General features: G+C 60.9%; 13 protein-coding genes. 7 read left to right on the plus strand and 6 right to left on the minus strand.

The annotated features are described in order from the left end of the window. Positions 1 to 28 precede the first annotated feature (28 nt). Positions 29 to 958, minus strand: a complete 930-nt coding sequence (locus tag ACYZT7_RS28895) for an NAD-dependent epimerase/dehydratase family protein (protein WP_462039156.1) — start codon at positions 956 to 958, stop codon at positions 29 to 31. Continuing rightward, positions 951 to 1,835, minus strand: a complete 885-nt coding sequence (locus tag ACYZT7_RS28900) for a sugar nucleotide-binding protein (RefSeq protein WP_462039157.1) — start codon at positions 1,833 to 1,835, stop codon at positions 951 to 953. The genes ACYZT7_RS28895 and ACYZT7_RS28900 overlap by 8 nt, the downstream gene beginning before the upstream one ends. Positions 1,836 to 2,132: 297 nt before the next feature. Here ACYZT7_RS28900 and ACYZT7_RS28905 point away from each other — a divergent pair, with 297 nt between their 5' ends. Then, positions 2,133 to 6,449, plus strand: coding sequence for an Lhr family helicase (locus ACYZT7_RS28905; protein WP_462039158.1), 4,317 nt, complete (start codon positions 2,133 to 2,135; stop codon positions 6,447 to 6,449). Between the two features lie 106 nt (positions 6,450 to 6,555). Here ACYZT7_RS28905 and ACYZT7_RS28910 read toward each other — a convergent pair whose 3' ends face one another. Beyond that, positions 6,556 to 8,685, minus strand: a complete 2,130-nt coding sequence (locus ACYZT7_RS28910) for a mechanosensitive ion channel family protein (protein WP_462039159.1) — start codon at positions 8,683 to 8,685, stop codon at positions 6,556 to 6,558. Between the two features lie 223 nt (positions 8,686 to 8,908). Here ACYZT7_RS28910 and ACYZT7_RS28915 point away from each other — a divergent pair, with 223 nt between their 5' ends. The 4 genes from ACYZT7_RS28915 to ACYZT7_RS28930 are packed head-to-tail and all read left to right on the plus strand — an operon-like array spanning position 8,909 to position 12,897. Next, positions 8,909 to 9,835, plus strand: a complete 927-nt coding sequence (locus ACYZT7_RS28915; protein ID WP_462039160.1) for a DUF72 domain-containing protein — start codon at positions 8,909 to 8,911, stop codon at positions 9,833 to 9,835. Continuing rightward, positions 9,832 to 10,629 carry an endonuclease/exonuclease/phosphatase family protein gene (locus tag ACYZT7_RS28920; RefSeq protein ID WP_462039161.1) on the plus strand — a complete coding sequence of 266 codons (798 nt, stop codon included), beginning with the start codon at positions 9,832 to 9,834 and terminating at the stop codon, positions 10,627 to 10,629. Before ACYZT7_RS28915 ends, ACYZT7_RS28920 begins: the two co-directional genes overlap by 4 nt. Further along, positions 10,626 to 11,921, plus strand: a complete 1,296-nt coding sequence (gene clsB, locus ACYZT7_RS28925; RefSeq protein WP_462039162.1) for a cardiolipin synthase ClsB — start codon at positions 10,626 to 10,628, stop codon at positions 11,919 to 11,921. The genes ACYZT7_RS28920 and clsB overlap by 4 nt, the downstream gene beginning before the upstream one ends. Next, positions 11,908 to 12,897, plus strand: a complete 990-nt coding sequence (locus tag ACYZT7_RS28930) for a lysylphosphatidylglycerol synthase domain-containing protein (protein WP_462039163.1) — start codon at positions 11,908 to 11,910, stop codon at positions 12,895 to 12,897. The genes clsB and ACYZT7_RS28930 overlap by 14 nt, the downstream gene beginning before the upstream one ends. Before the next feature lie 11 nt (positions 12,898 to 12,908). On the opposite strand, the gene ACYZT7_RS28935 is transcribed toward ACYZT7_RS28930, so the two are convergent. The 3 genes from ACYZT7_RS28935 to ACYZT7_RS28945 all read right to left on the minus strand — a co-directional run bounded on the left by ACYZT7_RS28935 (position 12,909) and on the right by ACYZT7_RS28945 (position 15,930). Further along, positions 12,909 to 13,667 carry an alpha/beta hydrolase family protein gene (locus ACYZT7_RS28935; RefSeq protein ID WP_462039164.1) on the minus strand — a complete coding sequence of 253 codons (759 nt, stop codon included), beginning with the start codon at positions 13,665 to 13,667 and terminating at the stop codon, positions 12,909 to 12,911. Further along, on the minus strand, positions 13,657 to 14,766 hold the full coding sequence (locus ACYZT7_RS28940; protein ID WP_462039165.1) for a DUF3182 family protein: 1,110 nt from the start codon (positions 14,764 to 14,766) through the stop codon (positions 13,657 to 13,659). Before ACYZT7_RS28940 ends, ACYZT7_RS28935 begins: the two co-directional genes overlap by 11 nt. Before the next feature lie 177 nt (positions 14,767 to 14,943). Then, entirely contained in the window at positions 14,944 to 15,930 is a 987-nt protein-coding gene (locus tag ACYZT7_RS28945; RefSeq protein ID WP_462039166.1) for a GlxA family transcriptional regulator, read from the minus strand. A gap of 102 nt (positions 15,931 to 16,032) precedes the next feature. On the opposite strand from ACYZT7_RS28945, the gene ACYZT7_RS28950 reads away from it, so the two are divergent. Continuing rightward, positions 16,033 to 16,587, plus strand: a complete 555-nt coding sequence (locus ACYZT7_RS28950; RefSeq protein ID WP_462039167.1) for a cysteine hydrolase family protein — start codon at positions 16,033 to 16,035, stop codon at positions 16,585 to 16,587. Between the two features lie 274 nt (positions 16,588 to 16,861). After that, complete coding sequence (locus tag ACYZT7_RS28955) at positions 16,862 to 17,443, plus strand: YjfI family protein (protein WP_462041878.1); 582 nt, start codon at positions 16,862 to 16,864, stop codon at positions 17,441 to 17,443. Positions 17,444 to 17,462: the final 19 nt, after the last annotated feature.

Raw genomic sequence — 17,462 nt, forward strand, 5'->3', positions numbered from 1 at the left:
AGGCGCCTTTTTCATGGCTGCGTAAACCTCAGCGCTCCAGCAACCGCGCCAGGCCGACACGCATCGGTGTCTGCTCTGGGTAGGTAAAGCGCTCCAGCAAACGCTGATTGTTCGCTCGCGAGTGACGGATGTCGCCGGAGCGCGCCGGGCCATAGCTCACCGGCGGCAATTGACCAACCACCGCTTCAAGGGCTTCAAGCATTTGTTTGAGGGTCGTGGCCTGGTTCCAGCCGACATTGACCGCGCCGACTTCGACCTGCGGTTTCTCGATGGCTTGCACCAGCAAGTCGACCAGGTCTTCGACGTAGACGAAATCGCGAGTCTGCTCACCGTCACCGAACACAGTGATCGGCAGGCCCTTCTGCGCGCGCTCGCTGAAAATGCTGATCACCCCGGAGTACGGCGAGGACGGATCCTGGCGCGGGCCGAAGATGTTGAAGAAGCGGAACACCACCGGCTCCAGACCATGCTGGCGACGGTAAAAATCGAAGTAATGCTCACTCGCCAATTTGTCCGAAGCGTAAGGCGTCAACGGCGCCTTGGGCGTGTCTTCGTCAATCGACTCGCCTTCGCCATTGTTGCCGTAGACCGCTGCGCTGGACGCATACAGCACCCGTTTGACGCCGGTCTGGCGCATGGCTTCGCAGACATTCAGCGAGCCAATGAAGTTGCTCTGGTGAGTCTTCACCGGATCATCCACCGACGCCTGCACCGACGCCACCGCAGCCAGGTGCGCCACAGCGCTGCAACCGACCATCGCCCGAGCCACCAGTGCGGCATCGGCGACATCGCCGACGATCAGTTCGACGCCGGGATTGTCCAGCGGCAAGTTGCTGCGTTTGCCCGTGGAGAGGTCATCAAGAATGCGCACAGAATGGCCCTTGGCGAGCAAGGCATCGGTGAGGTGCGAGCCGATGAAACCGGCACCGCCGGTGATTAAAACAGGGCCGTCAGCCATGGCGATAAAACCTATCCAGTAAGCCCGGGAGTGCCGCACGCCAGGCGCGGGGCTTGATCCCGAAAGTGTGCAGAATTTTCTTGCAGGCCAGCACCGCGTGTTGCGGCTCTTCGGCAGCGTCGGGCCGGGCGGCGTGAGCCTGGGCGGTCGGCGCTTCGATGGCCAGCGGATGCAGCGCGCGTGCTTCGGTGAGGATCGCCTGCCCAAGTGCCAGCGGCGTGGTCGCCTCATGCCCGGCGTAATGGTAGGTGCCCCACAGAGGCGCCGAGCAATCGAGTTGCTTGAGAACCGAGATGATCACCCGGGCGGCATCATCCACCGGCGTCGGATTGCCCCGACGGTCGTCGGCCATCAGCAATTCTTCAGGCAGTTCGGCGCGACCGAGGAAACGCCCGAGGGTGCCGTCGGGGCTGTCATCGAGCAGCCAGCCGAATCGCAGCAACACGTGTTGCGGGCAGGTGGCGCGCACGCTTTGTTCGATTCGCCATAAGGCCTGACCGCGCAGGCCCAGGGGCACCGGTTCGTCTTTTTCGCTGTAGGCCGTCGCCCGGGAGCCGTCGAATACTCGATAACTCGACGGTTGCAGCAGAACGATGTTGTGATGCTGGCACAGTTCGGCCAGACGCTCGATCGCCCGCTCCTGTCCGGCCAGACGTTGTTCGCTGACCGTCTCCGCCTGAAACCAGTCGAAATAATAGGCGAGGTTGATCAACGCGTCCGGACGGGTGTCGTCGAGCAGTTGCGTCAGGGTCGCGGCGTCCCAGCCGTCGTGCGGTGGGCGGGGGGCGAGGAAGCCGATGTCTTCCTCCGCACCGAGGCGAATCAGCGCCTGCCCAAGGGCATTTCCGCCGCCCAGTAACATAAGGCGCATTCGCATAGAGTCAGCAGGCCCAGTCTGATTGAAACAATGGCTTTATCGACACCGCTCGCGGGCAATGCCGTCGATAGTTGCCGGAATCGTTGCATTTTGCGGGTTTACTGCGCAACCGTCATCCGTAAAGTGTAGATCGCCGGATTTTGCGGTGCGGCTAATGACCCCTTCGCGGGCAAGCCTCGCTCCTACAAGGGAATGCGATCACCTGGAGCGAGGCTTGCCCGCGAAGAGGCCCTCAGCAACAGCGAAGGTCTTGAGCGGTACTTGCATCTTCAGCCCCCCGCCCGCATAAATTGCTCCATGAATCTGCCCATCCCGACGGACAGCGCCCTGGCAGGCTTCCACCCCGCCGTCAGCGCCTGGTTCAGCAGCACCTTCCCGACGGTTACCGCCGCCCAGGCCCGGGCGTGGCCGTTGATCCGCCGGCACCGTTCGACCCTGGTCGCCGCACCCACGGGCTCCGGCAAGACCCTCACCGCGTTCCTCGCGGTCATCGACGATCTGGTCCACCGCGCAATGGCCAACGGCGGCCATCTGCCGGATGAAACCCTGGTGGTCTACGTTTCGCCGCTAAAAGCCTTGTCCAACGACATCCAGATCAACCTGCAAAGCCCGCTGGCCGGCATCACCGAGCAGTTACGCGCGATGGGCCTGCCGCAATTGCAGATCAACACCGCCGTGCGCACCGGCGACACACCGCAAAAAGACCGCTCGGCGATGCGCAAGACCGCGCCGCATATCCTGGTGACCACCCCGGAATCCCTTTACGTGCTGCTCGGTTCCGACTCCGGCCGACAAATGCTCAGTACCGCCCGCACGGTGATCGTCGACGAAATTCACGCGATCGCCGCCAGCAAGCGCGGCAGCCACCTGGCCCTGAGCCTCGAGCGACTGCAAGCGTTGTGCGCACAACCGCTGATGCGGATTGGCCTGTCTGCCACGCAAAAACCCATCGAAGCCGTGTCGCGTTTTCTGGTCGGCCGCGACCGCCCCTGCGAAATCATCGATATCGGCCATGCTCGCCCACGCGATCTGGGCATCGAAGTGCCGCCCGCGCCGTTGTCGGCAGTCATGGCCAATGACGTCTGGGAACTGGTCTACGACCGCCTCGCCGCCCTCGCCCGCGAACACCGCACCACCCTGATTTTCGTCAACACCCGACGCCTGGCCGAACGCCTGAGTCGACACTTGAGCGAGCGTCTCGGCAAGGACGCGGTGGCCGCCCACCACGGCAGTCTGGCCAAGGAATTTCGTCTCGACGCCGAGCAAAGGCTCAAGCGCGGCGAACTGCAAGTGCTGATCGCCACGGCGTCCCTGGAGCTGGGGATCGATATCGGCGATGTCGACCTGGTCTGCCAGATTGCCTCGCCGCGCTCGATTGCCGGGTTCCTGCAACGGGTCGGCCGTTCCGGGCACCAGGTCGGCGGCACGCCCAAGGGCCGCCTGTTCGCCACCACCCGCGACGACCTGATCGAATGCGCCGCCCTGCTCGATTGTGTGCGACGCGGCGAACTCGACACTTTGCAGATTCCGAAGGCGCCACTGGACGTACTCGCCCAGCAAATCATCGCCGAGGTGAGCTGCCAGGAATGGCAAGAACAGGCATTGCTGGAGATGTTTCGCAACGCCTCGCCGTATGCCCAATTCGACGAAAAACATTATCAGGCGCTGCTACAGATGCTCGCCGAGGGCTACAACGGTCGTCAGGGCATCCGTAGCGCTTACCTGCACCGCGACGCCGTGACCCGCACCCTGCGCGGTCGCCGGGGCGCCAAACTGACTGCTGTGACCAGCGGCGGGACGATCCCGGACAACGCCGACTACAGCGTGGTGCTGGAACCCCAAGGGCTGAACATCGGCAGCGTCAACGAGGACTTTGCAGTTGAAAGCATCGCCGGGGATGTCTTCCAGTTGGGCAACACCTCCTACCGAATCCTGCGCGTTGAAACCGGCAAGGTCCGGGTCGAAGACGCTCAGGGACAACCGCCGACCATTCCATTCTGGCTCGGTGAGGCCCCAGGCCGCAGTGCTGAACTGTCGTTCGCCGTGGCCCGCCTGCAAGCGCAACTCGATGAGCTGCTCGGCGCTACACCCGGTCACCTGCAGCCCGCGATCGACTGGCTGACCGACACCCTCGGTCTGAACCTCGCTTGCGCCGAACAATTGGTCGATTACCTGGCCCGTGCGCGCCTGACCCTCGGCGCCCTGCCGTCACAAGACACGCTGCTGATGGAGCGGTTTTTCGACGAGTCCGGCGGCACGCAACTGATCATCCACACGCCGTTCGGCAGCCGCATCAACCGTGCCTGGGGCCTGGCCTTGCGCAAGCGTTTCTGCCGCACCTTCAACTTCGAGTTGCAGGCTGCCGCCAGCGAAGACGCCATCGTTCTGTCGCTGTCCACCAGCCACAGTTTTGAACTCGATGACGTCTGGCGCTATCTGCACAGCAAAAGCGCCGAACACACCCTGATTCAAGCCGTGCTCGATGCGCCGCTGTTCGGTGTGCGCTGGCGCTGGAATGCCGGGGTGGCGTTGGCGCTGCCGCGTTACACCGGCGGGCGCAAAGTCGCGCCGCAGATCCAGCGGATGAAAAGCGAAGACCTGATCGCCAGCGTGTTTCCCGAGCAGATTGCCTGCGTGGAAAACCTCGCCGGCGAACGGGAAATTCCCGACCATCCCCTAGTGGAACAAACCCTCGACGATTGCCTGCACGAGGCCATGGACAGCGAAGGCTGGCTGGCGTTGTTGCGGCGCATGGAACGTGGCGACATCCGCCTGATCAGCCGCGATTTACCAGCGCCCTCACCGCTGGCAGCAGAAATCCTCAGCGCTCGGCCTTACACTTTTCTCGACGATGCGCCGCTGGAAGAACGCCGCACTCAAGCGGTACTCAACCGCCGCTGGAGCGATCCGCAGTCCACCGACGACCTCGGTGCGCTGGATGCGGACGCGATTCAAGCCGTGCGCGAGGAAGCCTGGCCAACGCCGACTGGCGTTGATGAAATGCATGAAGCCCTGATGAGCCTCGCGTGCATCACTGACGCCGAAGCCCAAGACCATCCAGACTGGCTCGATTGGCTGAACGCCCTGGCCGACAGCGGTCGCGCCAGCCGCTTGCAAGTCAATGCCGGGCAAGCGCTGTGGTTGGCACTGGAGCGACTGACTTGCCTGAAGGCGATTTATCCGCAGGCGATTTTGCAGCCACCGCTGGAGGCGTTGCCCGGGTTCGATGAAGTCTGGGCGCCGGACGAAGCGGTGCTCGAAGTGCTTCGTGCGCGGCTCAGTGCCTTCGGTCCGTTGCCGCTGAAATCAATTGCCGAACCGCTCGGATTACCGGCGACTCAAGTCACCCAGGCGTTGGCGCAACTGGAACGCGAAGGCTATGTGCTGCGCGGCCAATTCACGCCCGGCACGGGTGAGGAAGAATGGTGCGAACGGCATCTGCTGGCGCGGATTCACCGCTACACCGTCAAGCGTCTGCGGCGGGAAATCGAGCCCGTGGCGCTGCAAGACTTTATGCGTTTCCTGTTCGACTGGCAGCATCTGTCCGCCGCGACCCAAGGTCAGGGCAGCGCAGTGTTGCCAGCAATAATCGGTCAGTTCGAAGGCTACCCCGCCGCCGCTTCAGCCTGGGACAGCGATCTTTTGCCGGCGCGAATAAAAGACTATTCAGCGAGTTGGCTGGATGATCTGTGCCGCAGCGGAAAACTGGTCTGGACGCGGCTGACCGCACGCAACAAAAGCGCCAGCACGGCGCTGCGCAGCACGCCGATTCTGCTGCTGCCGCGCAGTCAGGTCGGGTTGTGGAGCGGGTTGACCGAGCAGACGCCGGCCAGCGAACTGTCGCCCAAGACACAGAAAGTGTATGAAGCACTCAGCCAACACGGCGCGCTGTTTTTCGATGAGCTGATTCACGAGGCTCATCTGCTGCGCTCGGAACTGGAAATCGCCTTGCAGGAATTGGTCGGCGCCGGGTTGGTGAATGCCGACAGCTTCGCCGGCCTGCGAGCGCTGATCACCCCGGCCAGCAAGCGACAGAATCGCAGCAGCCGACGCGGGCGCGGAGCGTTTGTCGGCGGGATGGACGATGCCGGGCGCTGGGCGCTGTTGCGGCGCGGGGCGCCTGCGCCGGTTGTGGATAACAAGCGCCCGGCGCCCACGCCGACCGACACCCTTGAACATATCGCCATGACCTTGCTTCGGCGCTACGGCGTGGTGTTCTGGCGTTTGCTGGAACGTGAAGCGGATTGGTTGCCGAGCTGGCGGGAATTGTTGCGCACTTTCCATCGGCTGGAAGCTCAAGGCGAGATTCGCGGCGGGCGGTTTGTCAGTGGCTTGGCGGGCGAACAGTTTGCGTTGCCCGAGGCCATTCCTTTACTGCGCGAGGTGCGGCGACGGCCGCATGACGGGAGTTTGATTGCCGTGTGCGGGGTTGATCCGCTGAACCTCGCCGGGACGTTACTGCCGGGGGTAAAAGTGCCGGCATTGGCGAGTAATCGATTGGTGTATCGCGATGGATTGCCCGCTGCTGCCGAGATTGCCGGCAAGCAGCTTTTTTGGCTGGAGTTGGATCAGCAATCCACTACCGAGCTACACAACAAACTGATCCGGCATTGATGTTGTCGGCACCGGCCTCATCGCGAGCAAGCTCGCTCCCACAGGGGAATGCGATCAAATGTGGGAGCGAGCTTGCTCGCGATGAGGCCGTCAGCCCCAACACAAATCATTGGGTTCTCGGCTGATCCGGCAGCAGCACCGATGAATGCTGTGTTGCAGGTCCATCGCTTTGCAGCGGCTCATCAGCCTGCCTGGGCATCAAGACCTGCTGTGGATAAGTCTGCGCGAAATGCACCCACGGGCTGTTATCCACAAGCTTTTTCAAACGTTGGTTGAACGCCCGACTCACTGCGTATTGCCCGCCCGACACGGTGCGGAACTGTGCCGTCAGCACCACGCCGTTGAGGTCCATCTTGTCGACACCAAACACATCCAGCGGCCCTTGCAGGTTGTACTTGAGGAACGCATCGTCGCGGATGGAATCCCCGGCCTCGCGGATCAACTCGATGGCCTTGTCGACATCGGTGTCGTAGGTGAACTGCACCGAGAAAAACGCATAGGCGAATTGCCTCGACTGATTGGTCACAGCCTTGATCTGACCGAATGGCACCGAGTGCACAAACCCCTTGCCGTCGCGCAGGCGCAAGGTGCGGATGGTCAGGCCTTCGACGGTGCCGGCGTGGCCAGAGTCGAGCACCACCCAATCACCAATCGACAACGTGTCTTCGATGATGATGAACAACCCGGTGATCACGTCCTGCACCAGTTGCTGGGAGCCGAAACCGATGGCCAGCCCCACGACACCGGCACCGGCCAAAAAGGGCGCAACGTTGATTCCCAGGTTAGCCATGGTGGTGATGGCGCAGATCACCACCAGGATGATTTTGATCGCGTTGCGCAGCAGCGGCAAGATGGTTTTGGTTCGGGTACTGGGTTGGCGCGTGGAGCGTTTGTTAACGGGTGGTTTCAGGGCTTCCTGAATCGCCGTGTCCAACACCACCCAGCCCATCCAGGTCACCAGGAAAATCAAACCAATACGACTCAGCGAATCGCTGATCGCCCGGCCGACCGAATTACTCACCGCAAACTCGAACAGCGACACGCCCCAGATGCGCCCCAGGACATCAATGAACACAATCGCCAGGGCGATCCGCAGCAACGCGTGCGAAAGGCTGAGAAAGCGCTCTTTGTAGGCACTGCTACGGCGCACGGCCAACTGACTGCGCGACTTGAACAGGTGATGCAGCGACGTGCTGAGAAACACCGTCGCAATCAGCAACACAGTAGTAAACAGCGCACAGCGCAGCACTTTCTGGTTGTCATCGCCAATGCCGATCAGGTTGATCACTGACACCAGCACCATCAACAGAATCGGCCAGTACCAGAGACCGGAAAAGATCCGCAGCATTTCACGCAAGGCCGGCTGACCGAGGCGCTGGGCCAACGGCAAAATGCGGATCAGATGAGCGACCGGACGGCGCATTTTGATCACCAAAAAGCCAAAGATGACCGAGGCTGCCACCCCGGTGAACACCGCGACACTGCTGGTGAGATTGCCGCCGATCAGGCGGGCGATCTGCGGACTGGTCAAGCCGTCGCTCAGGGCCACGAGAAAGCCCATCAAAAACAGCGGTCGTGGGCTGAGCTGACGAATAAACTGCACCGCCCGGCGTTTGTGGCCGGCGTTGAACAGCACCACCAGCGACAACAGCAACGACGCGGCGAAAATGCCGCTGCTGGTGGCATAAGCGAAACACAATGCCAGCGCCCGACCGGCGGACACTTGCAAGAAGTGGCTGACATAGAGTGTCAGCGGCAGGCTGACCAGCGCCGGAATCGTGTAGGGCAACACATAACCGAGTAATGCCTGACCGCGCTCGCGACTGAGCAGCAGGCGGTTCTGGCACAGACGTTTGGCGAGCAGCCCCCCCAGCAGCCAGAGCAGCGCAAAGACGCCCATCCACACACAGGACAACAGCAGGAAATCCCCCGCCACGCTCCAGCTTGAACCGGCCGATGGATGATTGACCAGTTGATCCACCTCAACCGCCGCCCGGTCCGCACGCAGGCGCCAAGCGTCGAGCAGGTCCTCGTTGAGATCGAGTTTTCCCTGGACTTCATCGATGCTCGAACTGATGGCACCCAGCAAACCACCCTGTACCAGCGGTTCGGGGTGCGCCAGTGGTGTCGCAGCGGTGGCTGCCGCCGGCACACCCGGTAGTGCGGCTGCCTCCAGCTCGTTGCTGCCCAGAATCAGCAACGCCCCCAGTAGTATCGCGGTCTTGAACTTGAACAAACGCGGCGCTCCTGCAAAAGGGTCTGTAAGGAACTGATCGGCATAGTGTAGGCAAGTTCGGTTTTGGGCTGAATCAAGGGCCACCCCTCACCCCAACCGGCCCAAGTGATCGCAGGACACTAATAGAGACTTTAACCATCCGTACTCCTGTCGAAACTTTCTCGCACGCTCCGCAGTCATCAAAAGACAGGGGCAGTCCGAAGACCATTAGACGGGAGGCGATATGGCGGCGATTCACATCGGTATTTCAGGCTGGCGCTACACGCCCTGGCGGGGGGACTTCTACCCGAAGGGGCTGACTCACAAGCGCGAATTGCAATTCGCCTCACGGGCGGTGAACAGCATTGAAATCAATGGATCGTTTTACGCCCTGCAACGGCCTGAACGCTACGCCCAGTGGTACACAGAAACCCCGGCGGGCTTCGTCTTCAGCGTCAAAGCCCCGCGTTTTATCACCCACATCAGACGTCTGCGTGACATCCACAAACCTTTGGCGAATTTCTTCGCCTCCGGCGTGCTGGAACTCAAGGACAAACTCGGCCCGATCCTCTGGCAATTTCCGCCCAATTTCAAATTCGATGCCGAGCTGTTCGAAAGCTTTCTCGAGCAGTTGCCCCACAACACCGAAGAGGCCGCCACCCTCGCCCATCAACACGAATCGCGCCTGAACGGTCGCGCCAGCATGAAGGCCTACGGGAAAAAGCCTTTGCGCCATGCCGTAGAAATCAGAAACGAGAGCTTCGTCGACCCGGCATTCGTCCGCCTGCTCAAACGCTACAACGCTGCGCTCGTCATCGCCGACACCGCCGGAAAATGGCCGTACCGCGAAGACCTCACCAGCGACTTCGTCTACCTGCGCCTGCACGGTGCCGAAGAACTCTATGCCAGCGGTTACACCCCCGAGGCGCTGAAACGCTGGGGTGACCGGATCGAGGCCTGGCATCACGGCCAGCAACCGCGCGACCCGCAGCTGATCGCGCCCCGGCAGAAGCCCAAGGCACGCAAGTCCCGTGAGGTGTTCTGCTATTTCGACAACGACATCAAAGTCCGCGCGCCCTTCGATGCCCGTCATCTGCTGGAGCGCTTTCATCTGGATAAAGACCTCGCCACCCGTCCCGGTGAACTGGCCGCCGAAGGAGTGCTGTCATGAGCATTCCCGAACCGGTCGGCACCACCGACGAACAGCAACCCATCATCAGCGCCGTGCGCCGTTTCACCGTGCTGACGGTCAACACCCATAAGGGTTTCACCGCCCTCAACCGGCGTTTCATCCTGCCCGAGTTGCGCGAAGCGGTGCGCAGCGTGTCCGCCGACGTGGTGTTTTTGCAGGAAGTCCACGGCACCCACGAGCATCATCCCCAGCGCTACAACAATTGGCCGCCGATACCGCAATACGAATTCCTCGCCGACACCCTGTGGCCGCAGTTCGCCTATGGACGCAACGCGGTCTATCCGGCGGGCGATCACGGCAATGCGCTGCTGTCGAAATTCCAGATCATTCGCCACGACAACCTCGACGTGTCCATCAGCGGTCACGAGAACCGCGGCATCCTGCATTGCGTGCTGCGCCTGCCCGGTGATGGTCAGGAAGTGCATGCCATTTGTGTGCATCTGGGCCTTCGCGAAACCCACCGGACCGAACAACTCCAGTTGCTGGCCCAGCGCCTCGAAGAACTGCCGCGCGATGCCCCGGTGATCGTTGCCGGTGACTTCAACGACTGGCGCCAGCGTGCCGACGCACTGCTCACACCCTGCGGTTTACGGGAAGTTTTCGCCGAACTCCACGGCAAACCGGCGCGCAGTTTTCCAGCGCGATTGCCAGCGTTGCGTCTTGACCGCATCTACGTGCGCAACCTCAAGGCCAGTCATCCGCAAGTGCTGGCCGCGCGGCCCTGGTCACACCTTTCCGACCATGCACCGCTATCGGTGGAGATCGAGCTATGAGCAGCCCATCGATGGATAAAACCAATGTGGAGCACTTATCCACAACCCCGCCGATCCGTGAACCGGGCGTGGTCGACGTCGAGTATGGCTGGCAAGGCAACAACCGCGTAGAGCTGCTGGAAAACGGCGAAGCGTATTTCCCTAGGGTGTTCGAGGCCATGCGTCAGGCCAAGACTGAAATCCTGCTGGAAACCTTCATTGTGTTCGAGGACAAGGTCGGTGATGAGCTGCAGGAAGTACTGATCGCCGCCGCTCAACGCGGCGTGCGGATCAGCGCCAGTCTCGATGGCTTTGGCTGCGGTGAACTGAGCACGGGATACCTCACCGCCCTGAGTGAGGCCGGCGTGCGCATCCAGATTTTCGACCCAGCGCCCAAACATCTGGGCATCCGCACCAACTGGTTCCGCCGCCTGCACCGCAAGATCGTGGTGGTCGACGGCACGATTGCGTTCATCGGCGGCATCAACTTTTCTGCTGACCATCTGGCTGACTTCGGCCCTGAGGCCAAGCAGGATTATTCCGTTGAAGTGCAAGGCCCGGCGGTGGCCGACATTCATCACTTCGCCCTGCTGCAAAGCGGTCGCCCGGCTCGCGCCAAATACTGGTGGCAACGGCGCAGGCAACGGCGCTCGGAACTGGCGTTCAGCGATCATGACGGCCAGGTTCGCCTGGTGTACCGCGACAACGGCGAGCATCCGACCGACATCGAAGAGGTTTACCGCCAGGTGCTGCGCAGTGCCCAGCGCCGAGTCGTGATCGCCAATGCCTACTTCTTTCCGGGCTATCGCCTGCTGCGCGAGATCCGCGACGCGGCGCGCCGTGGCGTTGATGTGCGGCTGATCCTGCAAGGTCAGCCCGATATGCTGGTGGCCAAACTCGCCGCGCGCATGACTTATGACTACCTGCTCAAATCCGGCGTGCAGATTTACGAATATTGCGACCGTCCCTTGCACGGCAAAGTCGCACTGGTGGATGAGGATTGGAGCACGGTCGGTTCGAGCAACCTCGACCCATTGAGTCTGTCGATGAACCTGGAAGCCAATGTGTTGATCCGCGATCGCGCCTTCAACCGCGACCTGTTCAAACGCCTCGAAGACCTGAGTAACAACCATTGCAAGGCCATGTCCGCCGACAAAACCCCGCGCGGACGGATCTGGCACATGACCGTCGGCTTTCTGGTGTTTCACTTTTTGCGGCATTTCCCAGCCTGGGCCGGTTGGCTGCCGGCGCATAAACCGCGCCTGAAGCCGTTCATCCATCCGGCCGGGAGCGACCACCATGAACCGCGCTGACGCACACCCGACGGCCCACGCCGACAGCCCGAGCAAATCTCGCTGGAGCCGCTGGAAACGGCCGCTGACAATGCTGTTTTTCCTGGCGCTGATCGTGCTGATTACGATGCTCGCCCAGCGCATCGAATGGAACGAAGTGTTCGACACCCTGGCCGATTTCAAGGTACGCACGCTGATCATCGCGTCCGGTCTGACCTTGGTGAGTTTTCTGGTCTACGCCTGTTTCGATCTTATTGGTCGTACCTACATTCGCCAGGACCTGACGTGGAAGCAGATCCTGCCAGTGGGGATTATCAGCTATGCCTTCAACCTCAACCTGAGCGCTTGGGTCGGCGGCATTGCCATGCGTTATCGTCTGTATTCGCGGCTCGGGGTGAGCAAGGGCAACATCGCGAAAATTCTCGGGTTGAGCCTGGCAACCAACTGGTTCGGTTACATGGTGATTGCCGGTGCGGTGTTCAGCAGCGGACTGGTGCGCATGCCACCAGGCTGGAAGCTGAGCACAGGCGCATTGCAGGGTGTGGGCGTGTTGTTGTTGCTGGTGAGCGCAGGGTATCTGGTGGCGTGTCAGTTTTCCAAGCGTCGGGAATGGTCGATACGCGGGGTGGAAATCAACCTGCCGTCCCTGCGCATGGCGGTGCTGCAACTGGCCCTCGGGGCGCTGAATTGGTCGCTGATGGCGGCGGTGATTTTCACCTTGCTGCCGAGCAAGCTGGATTATCCGCTGGTGCTTGGGGTGTTGTTGATCAGCGCGATTGCGGGGGTCATCACGCACATTCCCGCCGGGCTCGGTGTATTGGAAGCGGTGTTCGTGGCGCTGCTGCAACATGAAGCATCCCGAGGGAGCCTGGTGGGCGGATTGCTGGCTTATCGGGCGATCTATTTCATCCTGCCGCTGCTGATTACCCTGGTGATGTACCTGATCGTGGAAGCCAAGGCCAAGTCGTTGCGGATCGAGAAGAAACCGAGGCATTAACAGCCGAAATTTTACGATGACTGGATGATGCTCAACCGCTCACCCACCACCATCTCGGTGATCCAGCCCACCAGGATCGAGGTGTACGCCTGTTGCGAAACAGATTCGCTCAAGGCGTGGTCGGCTCCGTCGATAATCCGGTGGGTCAGCGAGTGAGTCTGCTGACAGGCCGCGCGGTAACTCATGATGGTTGAGTGGGGCACATAGTCGTCAGTCTCTGATTCGACCAGCAGCACATCCCCGGTGAACTGCGAACAGGCATGCAGCGCACGATTGCTGTCGGAGCGGACTAATGTGCGGCGGTAATCACGCAAGTCGAGCTTATCCAGGTCACGTTTGGGGGTGAGCCATTGATCATCGCGATACAACGCCGGCACCCGCAGCGCCAGCCAGCGCACCGGACGCAATGACGTCAGGATCGAGGCCAGATAACCGCCATAACTGGTGCCGACCACGGCAATCGCCGATGTATCGAGCGCTGGGTGCGCGAGCAAGCGGTCATACGCCGCCAGCAGGTCGCGCAGGTTGTCTTCGCGCGTCACTCGACTCAGCGCAATTCCCGTCCCGCCGGTGTGCCCGCGCAAGTCGAACGTCAGGCACACGCAACCCAAACCCGCGATGCCTTTGGCCCGTTCCAGGTCCCGCTCCTGACTGCCGCCCCAACCGTGCACAAAGAGCACGCCGGGGACTTTTGATTTGGGGCTGAGAAAAGTCCCGATCATCTGTTCATCGTCGATGTCGATCTGAATGGTTTCGCTTCTAGCCGTCATAGGATTTAACCGTTACGTACTTGAGAAGAAAGTCACTGTTTTGCGCCGGTCCGCGATACACCTCGATGGCGTCCGCCGGCAGCGGCTGGTCGATGTAGGTCTCGACCGACGACACGCGAATCGCGCGCATCCCGGGGTCGTTGACGAAGCTTTGCAAGGCGGCGACTTCGGCACTGCTGGCACCGCCCATCCGCCAGGACTGCTCGAGCACGCCGCTGCGCTGTTTGCCATTACTGTCCACACCTTGGGCGATGTCGTAGTTGCGCCGCGAGGCGTAGAAACCGGGATAAGCCTCATCCGCGGCGCTGTCGAACACTTGTGCCTGCCGGATCGCCAGCCGCACATCGTCCGGCAGGTCCAGTTCGAGCAAATCGTCGTAATACCCCTGCACCACCAGCAGGTTGGAGCCTCCATAAACCTGCTCGCCCTGACCGTCTTTGGTCAAGTACTGATCACCGCAATAACTCAGCACCTTGTCGCCGATAAAGCTCTGACCGACGCTGTGGGTGATCACTTGGTCCAGGTCCTGTTCCAGCACCACGCCTTCGGTGAACAGCGTTTCGGCATCGGGTCTGGCGAGGATGGCATCGAACTGGTCGAGGCTTTTGATCACTTCCTGACCGCGTCCGGCGCAGGCATGAATAGGCTTGATGCGGATCGGGCCGCTGTAGAGCAGATGCTCTGCCGCAGGACGCGCATCCTCCAGGGAAAACACGCTGAGGCCATCGAGCACCACGCTGCGCACACGTTCGGAAAACAACGGCGACCAGCCTTCCGGAGCGTGAGCATTTTTGTTGCATAACCCGTGACTTATGGCTTTGGTGCAGATGAAATCATGGTCGACGTAACCGCCCCACAAATCCTCCGGCCCTTTGACCCCCAATTGCCGGGCGGCAGCGACGCCAACAAGCGTCTGGGTCGGCAACAGATAAAGGTCTCGACCGTTGTGCAGTTCGGGTTCGTAACTGCCGCCGTATTTAAGCCCCAGGATCTGCGCCAGCCAACGGGCCAGCGCACGATTGGTCTCCACTTCGTGCAACGGAGCCTCGGGGCGCACGGAGTGAGCGACCACCAGTTTCTTGCTATTTGTTGGGGTCATGCGTTCCCCTTCAATCTGCGCTTGATGAATGTAGTGGAAGGGCTGCAGAGATCAGGCCAAGGAGGAACGAAGACAAACGTTTTTCAAATCAGCCAGTTGCGAAAACAATGGTGGCGCCGTGCCTGTTTGATTCTGCACGACATGAGTTTCAACTCCAGCATTTTGCACGACTTGCGCTCACCCCTGACTCGCTCCCACCCCAAACCGTGTCCGGTAATCACTCGGTGCCAACCCGGTAATTTTCTTGAACGTCGCCCGAAACGCACTCGGATCCTGATAACCCACCGTCCAGGCAATGTAATCGATGGTGCCGTTGGTGAACTCGAGCATTTCCCGAGCCTTGCCGACCCGCAGGTGCTGACAATACTCGGTGGGTTTGAGCCCGGTTGCCGCGCGAAATCGACGCAGGAAAGTGCGCTCTTCCAGCCCTGCCCGCTCGGCCATCATCGTCAGCGAAACGTCGGTCGCTCCGGTGCTTTGCAGCCAATGCTGGACCTTGAGAATCGAGGCATCGCCATGGCTGAGTATCGGCGAAAAGTTGCTGCCGCACTCGCTCGCGCTGTCGCTGTGTTCCACCACCAGAAACCGCGCGGTGCCGGTGGCGATGCTCGGCCCCAGCAGACGGTTGACCAGACGCAAGCCCAGTTCGGACCAGGCCATCAGCCCGGCGGTGGTGATCAGATCGCCGTCGTCAACAATGGGGGTGTCGGCTTTGAGCTTGATCGCCGGATAACGCTCGGCGAAAGCGTTGGCCGAGGTCCAGTGGGTGGTGGCGCTACGACCGTCGAGCAGGCCGCTTTCGGCCAACAAAATCGACCCCACGCACACCCCGCCGAGTGTCGCGCCATGCGCGTGCTGCTGACGCATCCAACGGATCAACCCCTGCGGTGCCTGGCCTGGGGAAAAACCGCCAATCGATGGCGGGATCAACACCGCCACCAACGCGCCGTCAGGAGCGGGATGACTGTCGTAGACCCGCTCGGGCATCTGATCGCCATCGGCCTGCCAATGGCTGACCCGCAGCAATGGCAATTGCGCGGCCTGATGCTCGCTGGCAATCCGGTTCGCCACCCCGAACAAGTCCGTCAATCCATGCACCGCCGCCATCTGCGCGCCGGGATAGATCAATACGCCCAGCTCGGCGATTGCCCTTTCTACGTCCATTGTCAGTTTTCCCCCTTCTATTGTCGGTGCGGCCAATCCTCGGACGGCCTGCTAAACCCAATACTTCATTCCACACCCAACAAGCACTTCGAGGAAACAGTCATGGCCAAGCAAGCACTCATCGTAGTCGATATCCAAAACGACTACTTCCCCCAAGGCAAGTGGCCGCTGGTTGGTGCCGACGCCGCCGCGGACAACGCCGTACGGTTGATCAAAGCCTTCCGCGATGCCGGTGATTCGGTGGTGCACATCCGCCACGAATTCACCTCCGACGAAGCGCCCTTCTTCACTCCAGGCTCCGAGGGCGCGAAGCTGCACCCCAAAGTCCTCAACCGCGCTGATGAACCGGTCGTGCTCAAACACTTCGTCAACTCATTCCGCGAAACCGAACTACAGTCAATCCTCGACGAACAAGGCATCAAGGAACTGGTCGTCGTCGGCAGCATGAGCCACATGTGCGTCGATGGCATCACCCGCGCCGCCGCCGATCTTGGCTACACCGTCACGGTGATCCATGACGCCTGTGCCACTCGCGACCTGGAATTCAACGGTGTCACAGTTCCAGCGGCCCATGTCCACGCCGCCTTCATGTCGGCCCTGGGTTTTGCCTATGCCAGTGTGGTGTCCGCCGACGAATTCCTCGCGGCCAGCCGCTAATGCCCTCACCCTGAAACAACTCGATAAACAAAGGCCCGCCGCGCTTTCGCATTGCGGGCCTTTGCGTTTCCGGTCGCTAAAAAAATCTCACGCGTGAGCTATTGAGAGGCTCAAAAAATCACTGTAGTGTTTCTCACGCGTGAGATGTCACAACGGAGTCACCAGCATGAAAAGCCGCTCTCCATCAGGTCCGCCTGCCGAGCCTGATACCGATACAGCGAGCAGCAAGGGAGAGCGCTCGAGACCGTCCGTGAAAAAACCGTCGAGCTTCTACATGAAGCAGATGCGCGCGGGCCTGGGTGCCGCCGGTTATGTGAAACACGAGACTTGGGTGCTTCCCGAAAACCGAAGCCTGCTCAAGCAGATGGAGAAACAGCTTCGCCAACCGATTCTGGCTGGCTCATTCATGTCGGAGAATTACATGAGCGCAGGTACTAACTGGAACATCGATCGCCTCTTCAGCGCCCTTCAGGCCCTGGACGAAGTGGTTTCGAACGACATCACGCTTTCTCTCGTACAAGGCTCCGAGTCCAGCATCAAGCTGGAAATGAACGATTTCGGTGGCTTGCCGATTTACATCGCGGTGGTGGGCGAACAGATCATCGTCGATACCGTTCTGGTCGACGTCGAGTCCATCAACGACGTACCGGCCTTCAATGACGCCGTCCTGCGCAGCCGGGAAATATTCCCGCTGTCCTCGATCGGTATCGAGTACATGCCGAACGGGCAGATTGTTTACAACATGTTCGGCGCCCTGAGCTCCGACTCCAGCCTGACGAACATCGCGACCGAGGTGAAAACCCTCGTCGACAACGTCCAGCGCGCCAGCGAAGCCTTCGAACGTTTCTTCAATTAATTATTCGGGAACAGGAAAT

Source organism: Pseudomonas sp. RT4P38, assembly GCF_054897765.1.

What these genes read in the sequence shown, in the direction of transcription:
- ACYZT7_RS28895 (WP_462039156.1), bottom strand. Translation starts at nt 958, where the DNA reads ATGGCTGACGGCCCTGTTTTAATCACCGGCGGTGCCGGTTTCATCGGC.
- ACYZT7_RS28900 (WP_462039157.1), bottom strand. Translation starts at nt 1,835, where the DNA reads ATGCGAATGCGCCTTATGTTACTGGGCGGCGGAAATGCCCTTGGGCAG.
- ACYZT7_RS28905 (WP_462039158.1), top strand. Translation starts at nt 2,133, where the DNA reads ATGAATCTGCCCATCCCGACGGACAGCGCCCTGGCAGGCTTCCACCCC.
- ACYZT7_RS28915 (WP_462039160.1), top strand. Translation starts at nt 8,909, where the DNA reads ATGGCGGCGATTCACATCGGTATTTCAGGCTGGCGCTACACGCCCTGG.
- ACYZT7_RS28920 (WP_462039161.1), top strand. Translation starts at nt 9,832, where the DNA reads ATGAGCATTCCCGAACCGGTCGGCACCACCGACGAACAGCAACCCATC.
- clsB (WP_462039162.1), top strand. Translation starts at nt 10,626, where the DNA reads ATGAGCAGCCCATCGATGGATAAAACCAATGTGGAGCACTTATCCACA.
- ACYZT7_RS28930 (WP_462039163.1), top strand. Translation starts at nt 11,908, where the DNA reads ATGAACCGCGCTGACGCACACCCGACGGCCCACGCCGACAGCCCGAGC.
- ACYZT7_RS28935 (WP_462039164.1), bottom strand. Translation starts at nt 13,667, where the DNA reads ATGACGGCTAGAAGCGAAACCATTCAGATCGACATCGACGATGAACAG.
- ACYZT7_RS28940 (WP_462039165.1), bottom strand. Translation starts at nt 14,766, where the DNA reads ATGACCCCAACAAATAGCAAGAAACTGGTGGTCGCTCACTCCGTGCGC.
- ACYZT7_RS28945 (WP_462039166.1), bottom strand. Translation starts at nt 15,930, where the DNA reads ATGGACGTAGAAAGGGCAATCGCCGAGCTGGGCGTATTGATCTATCCC.
- ACYZT7_RS28950 (WP_462039167.1), top strand. Translation starts at nt 16,033, where the DNA reads ATGGCCAAGCAAGCACTCATCGTAGTCGATATCCAAAACGACTACTTC.
- ACYZT7_RS28955 (WP_462041878.1), top strand. Translation starts at nt 16,862, where the DNA reads ATGAAGCAGATGCGCGCGGGCCTGGGTGCCGCCGGTTATGTGAAACAC.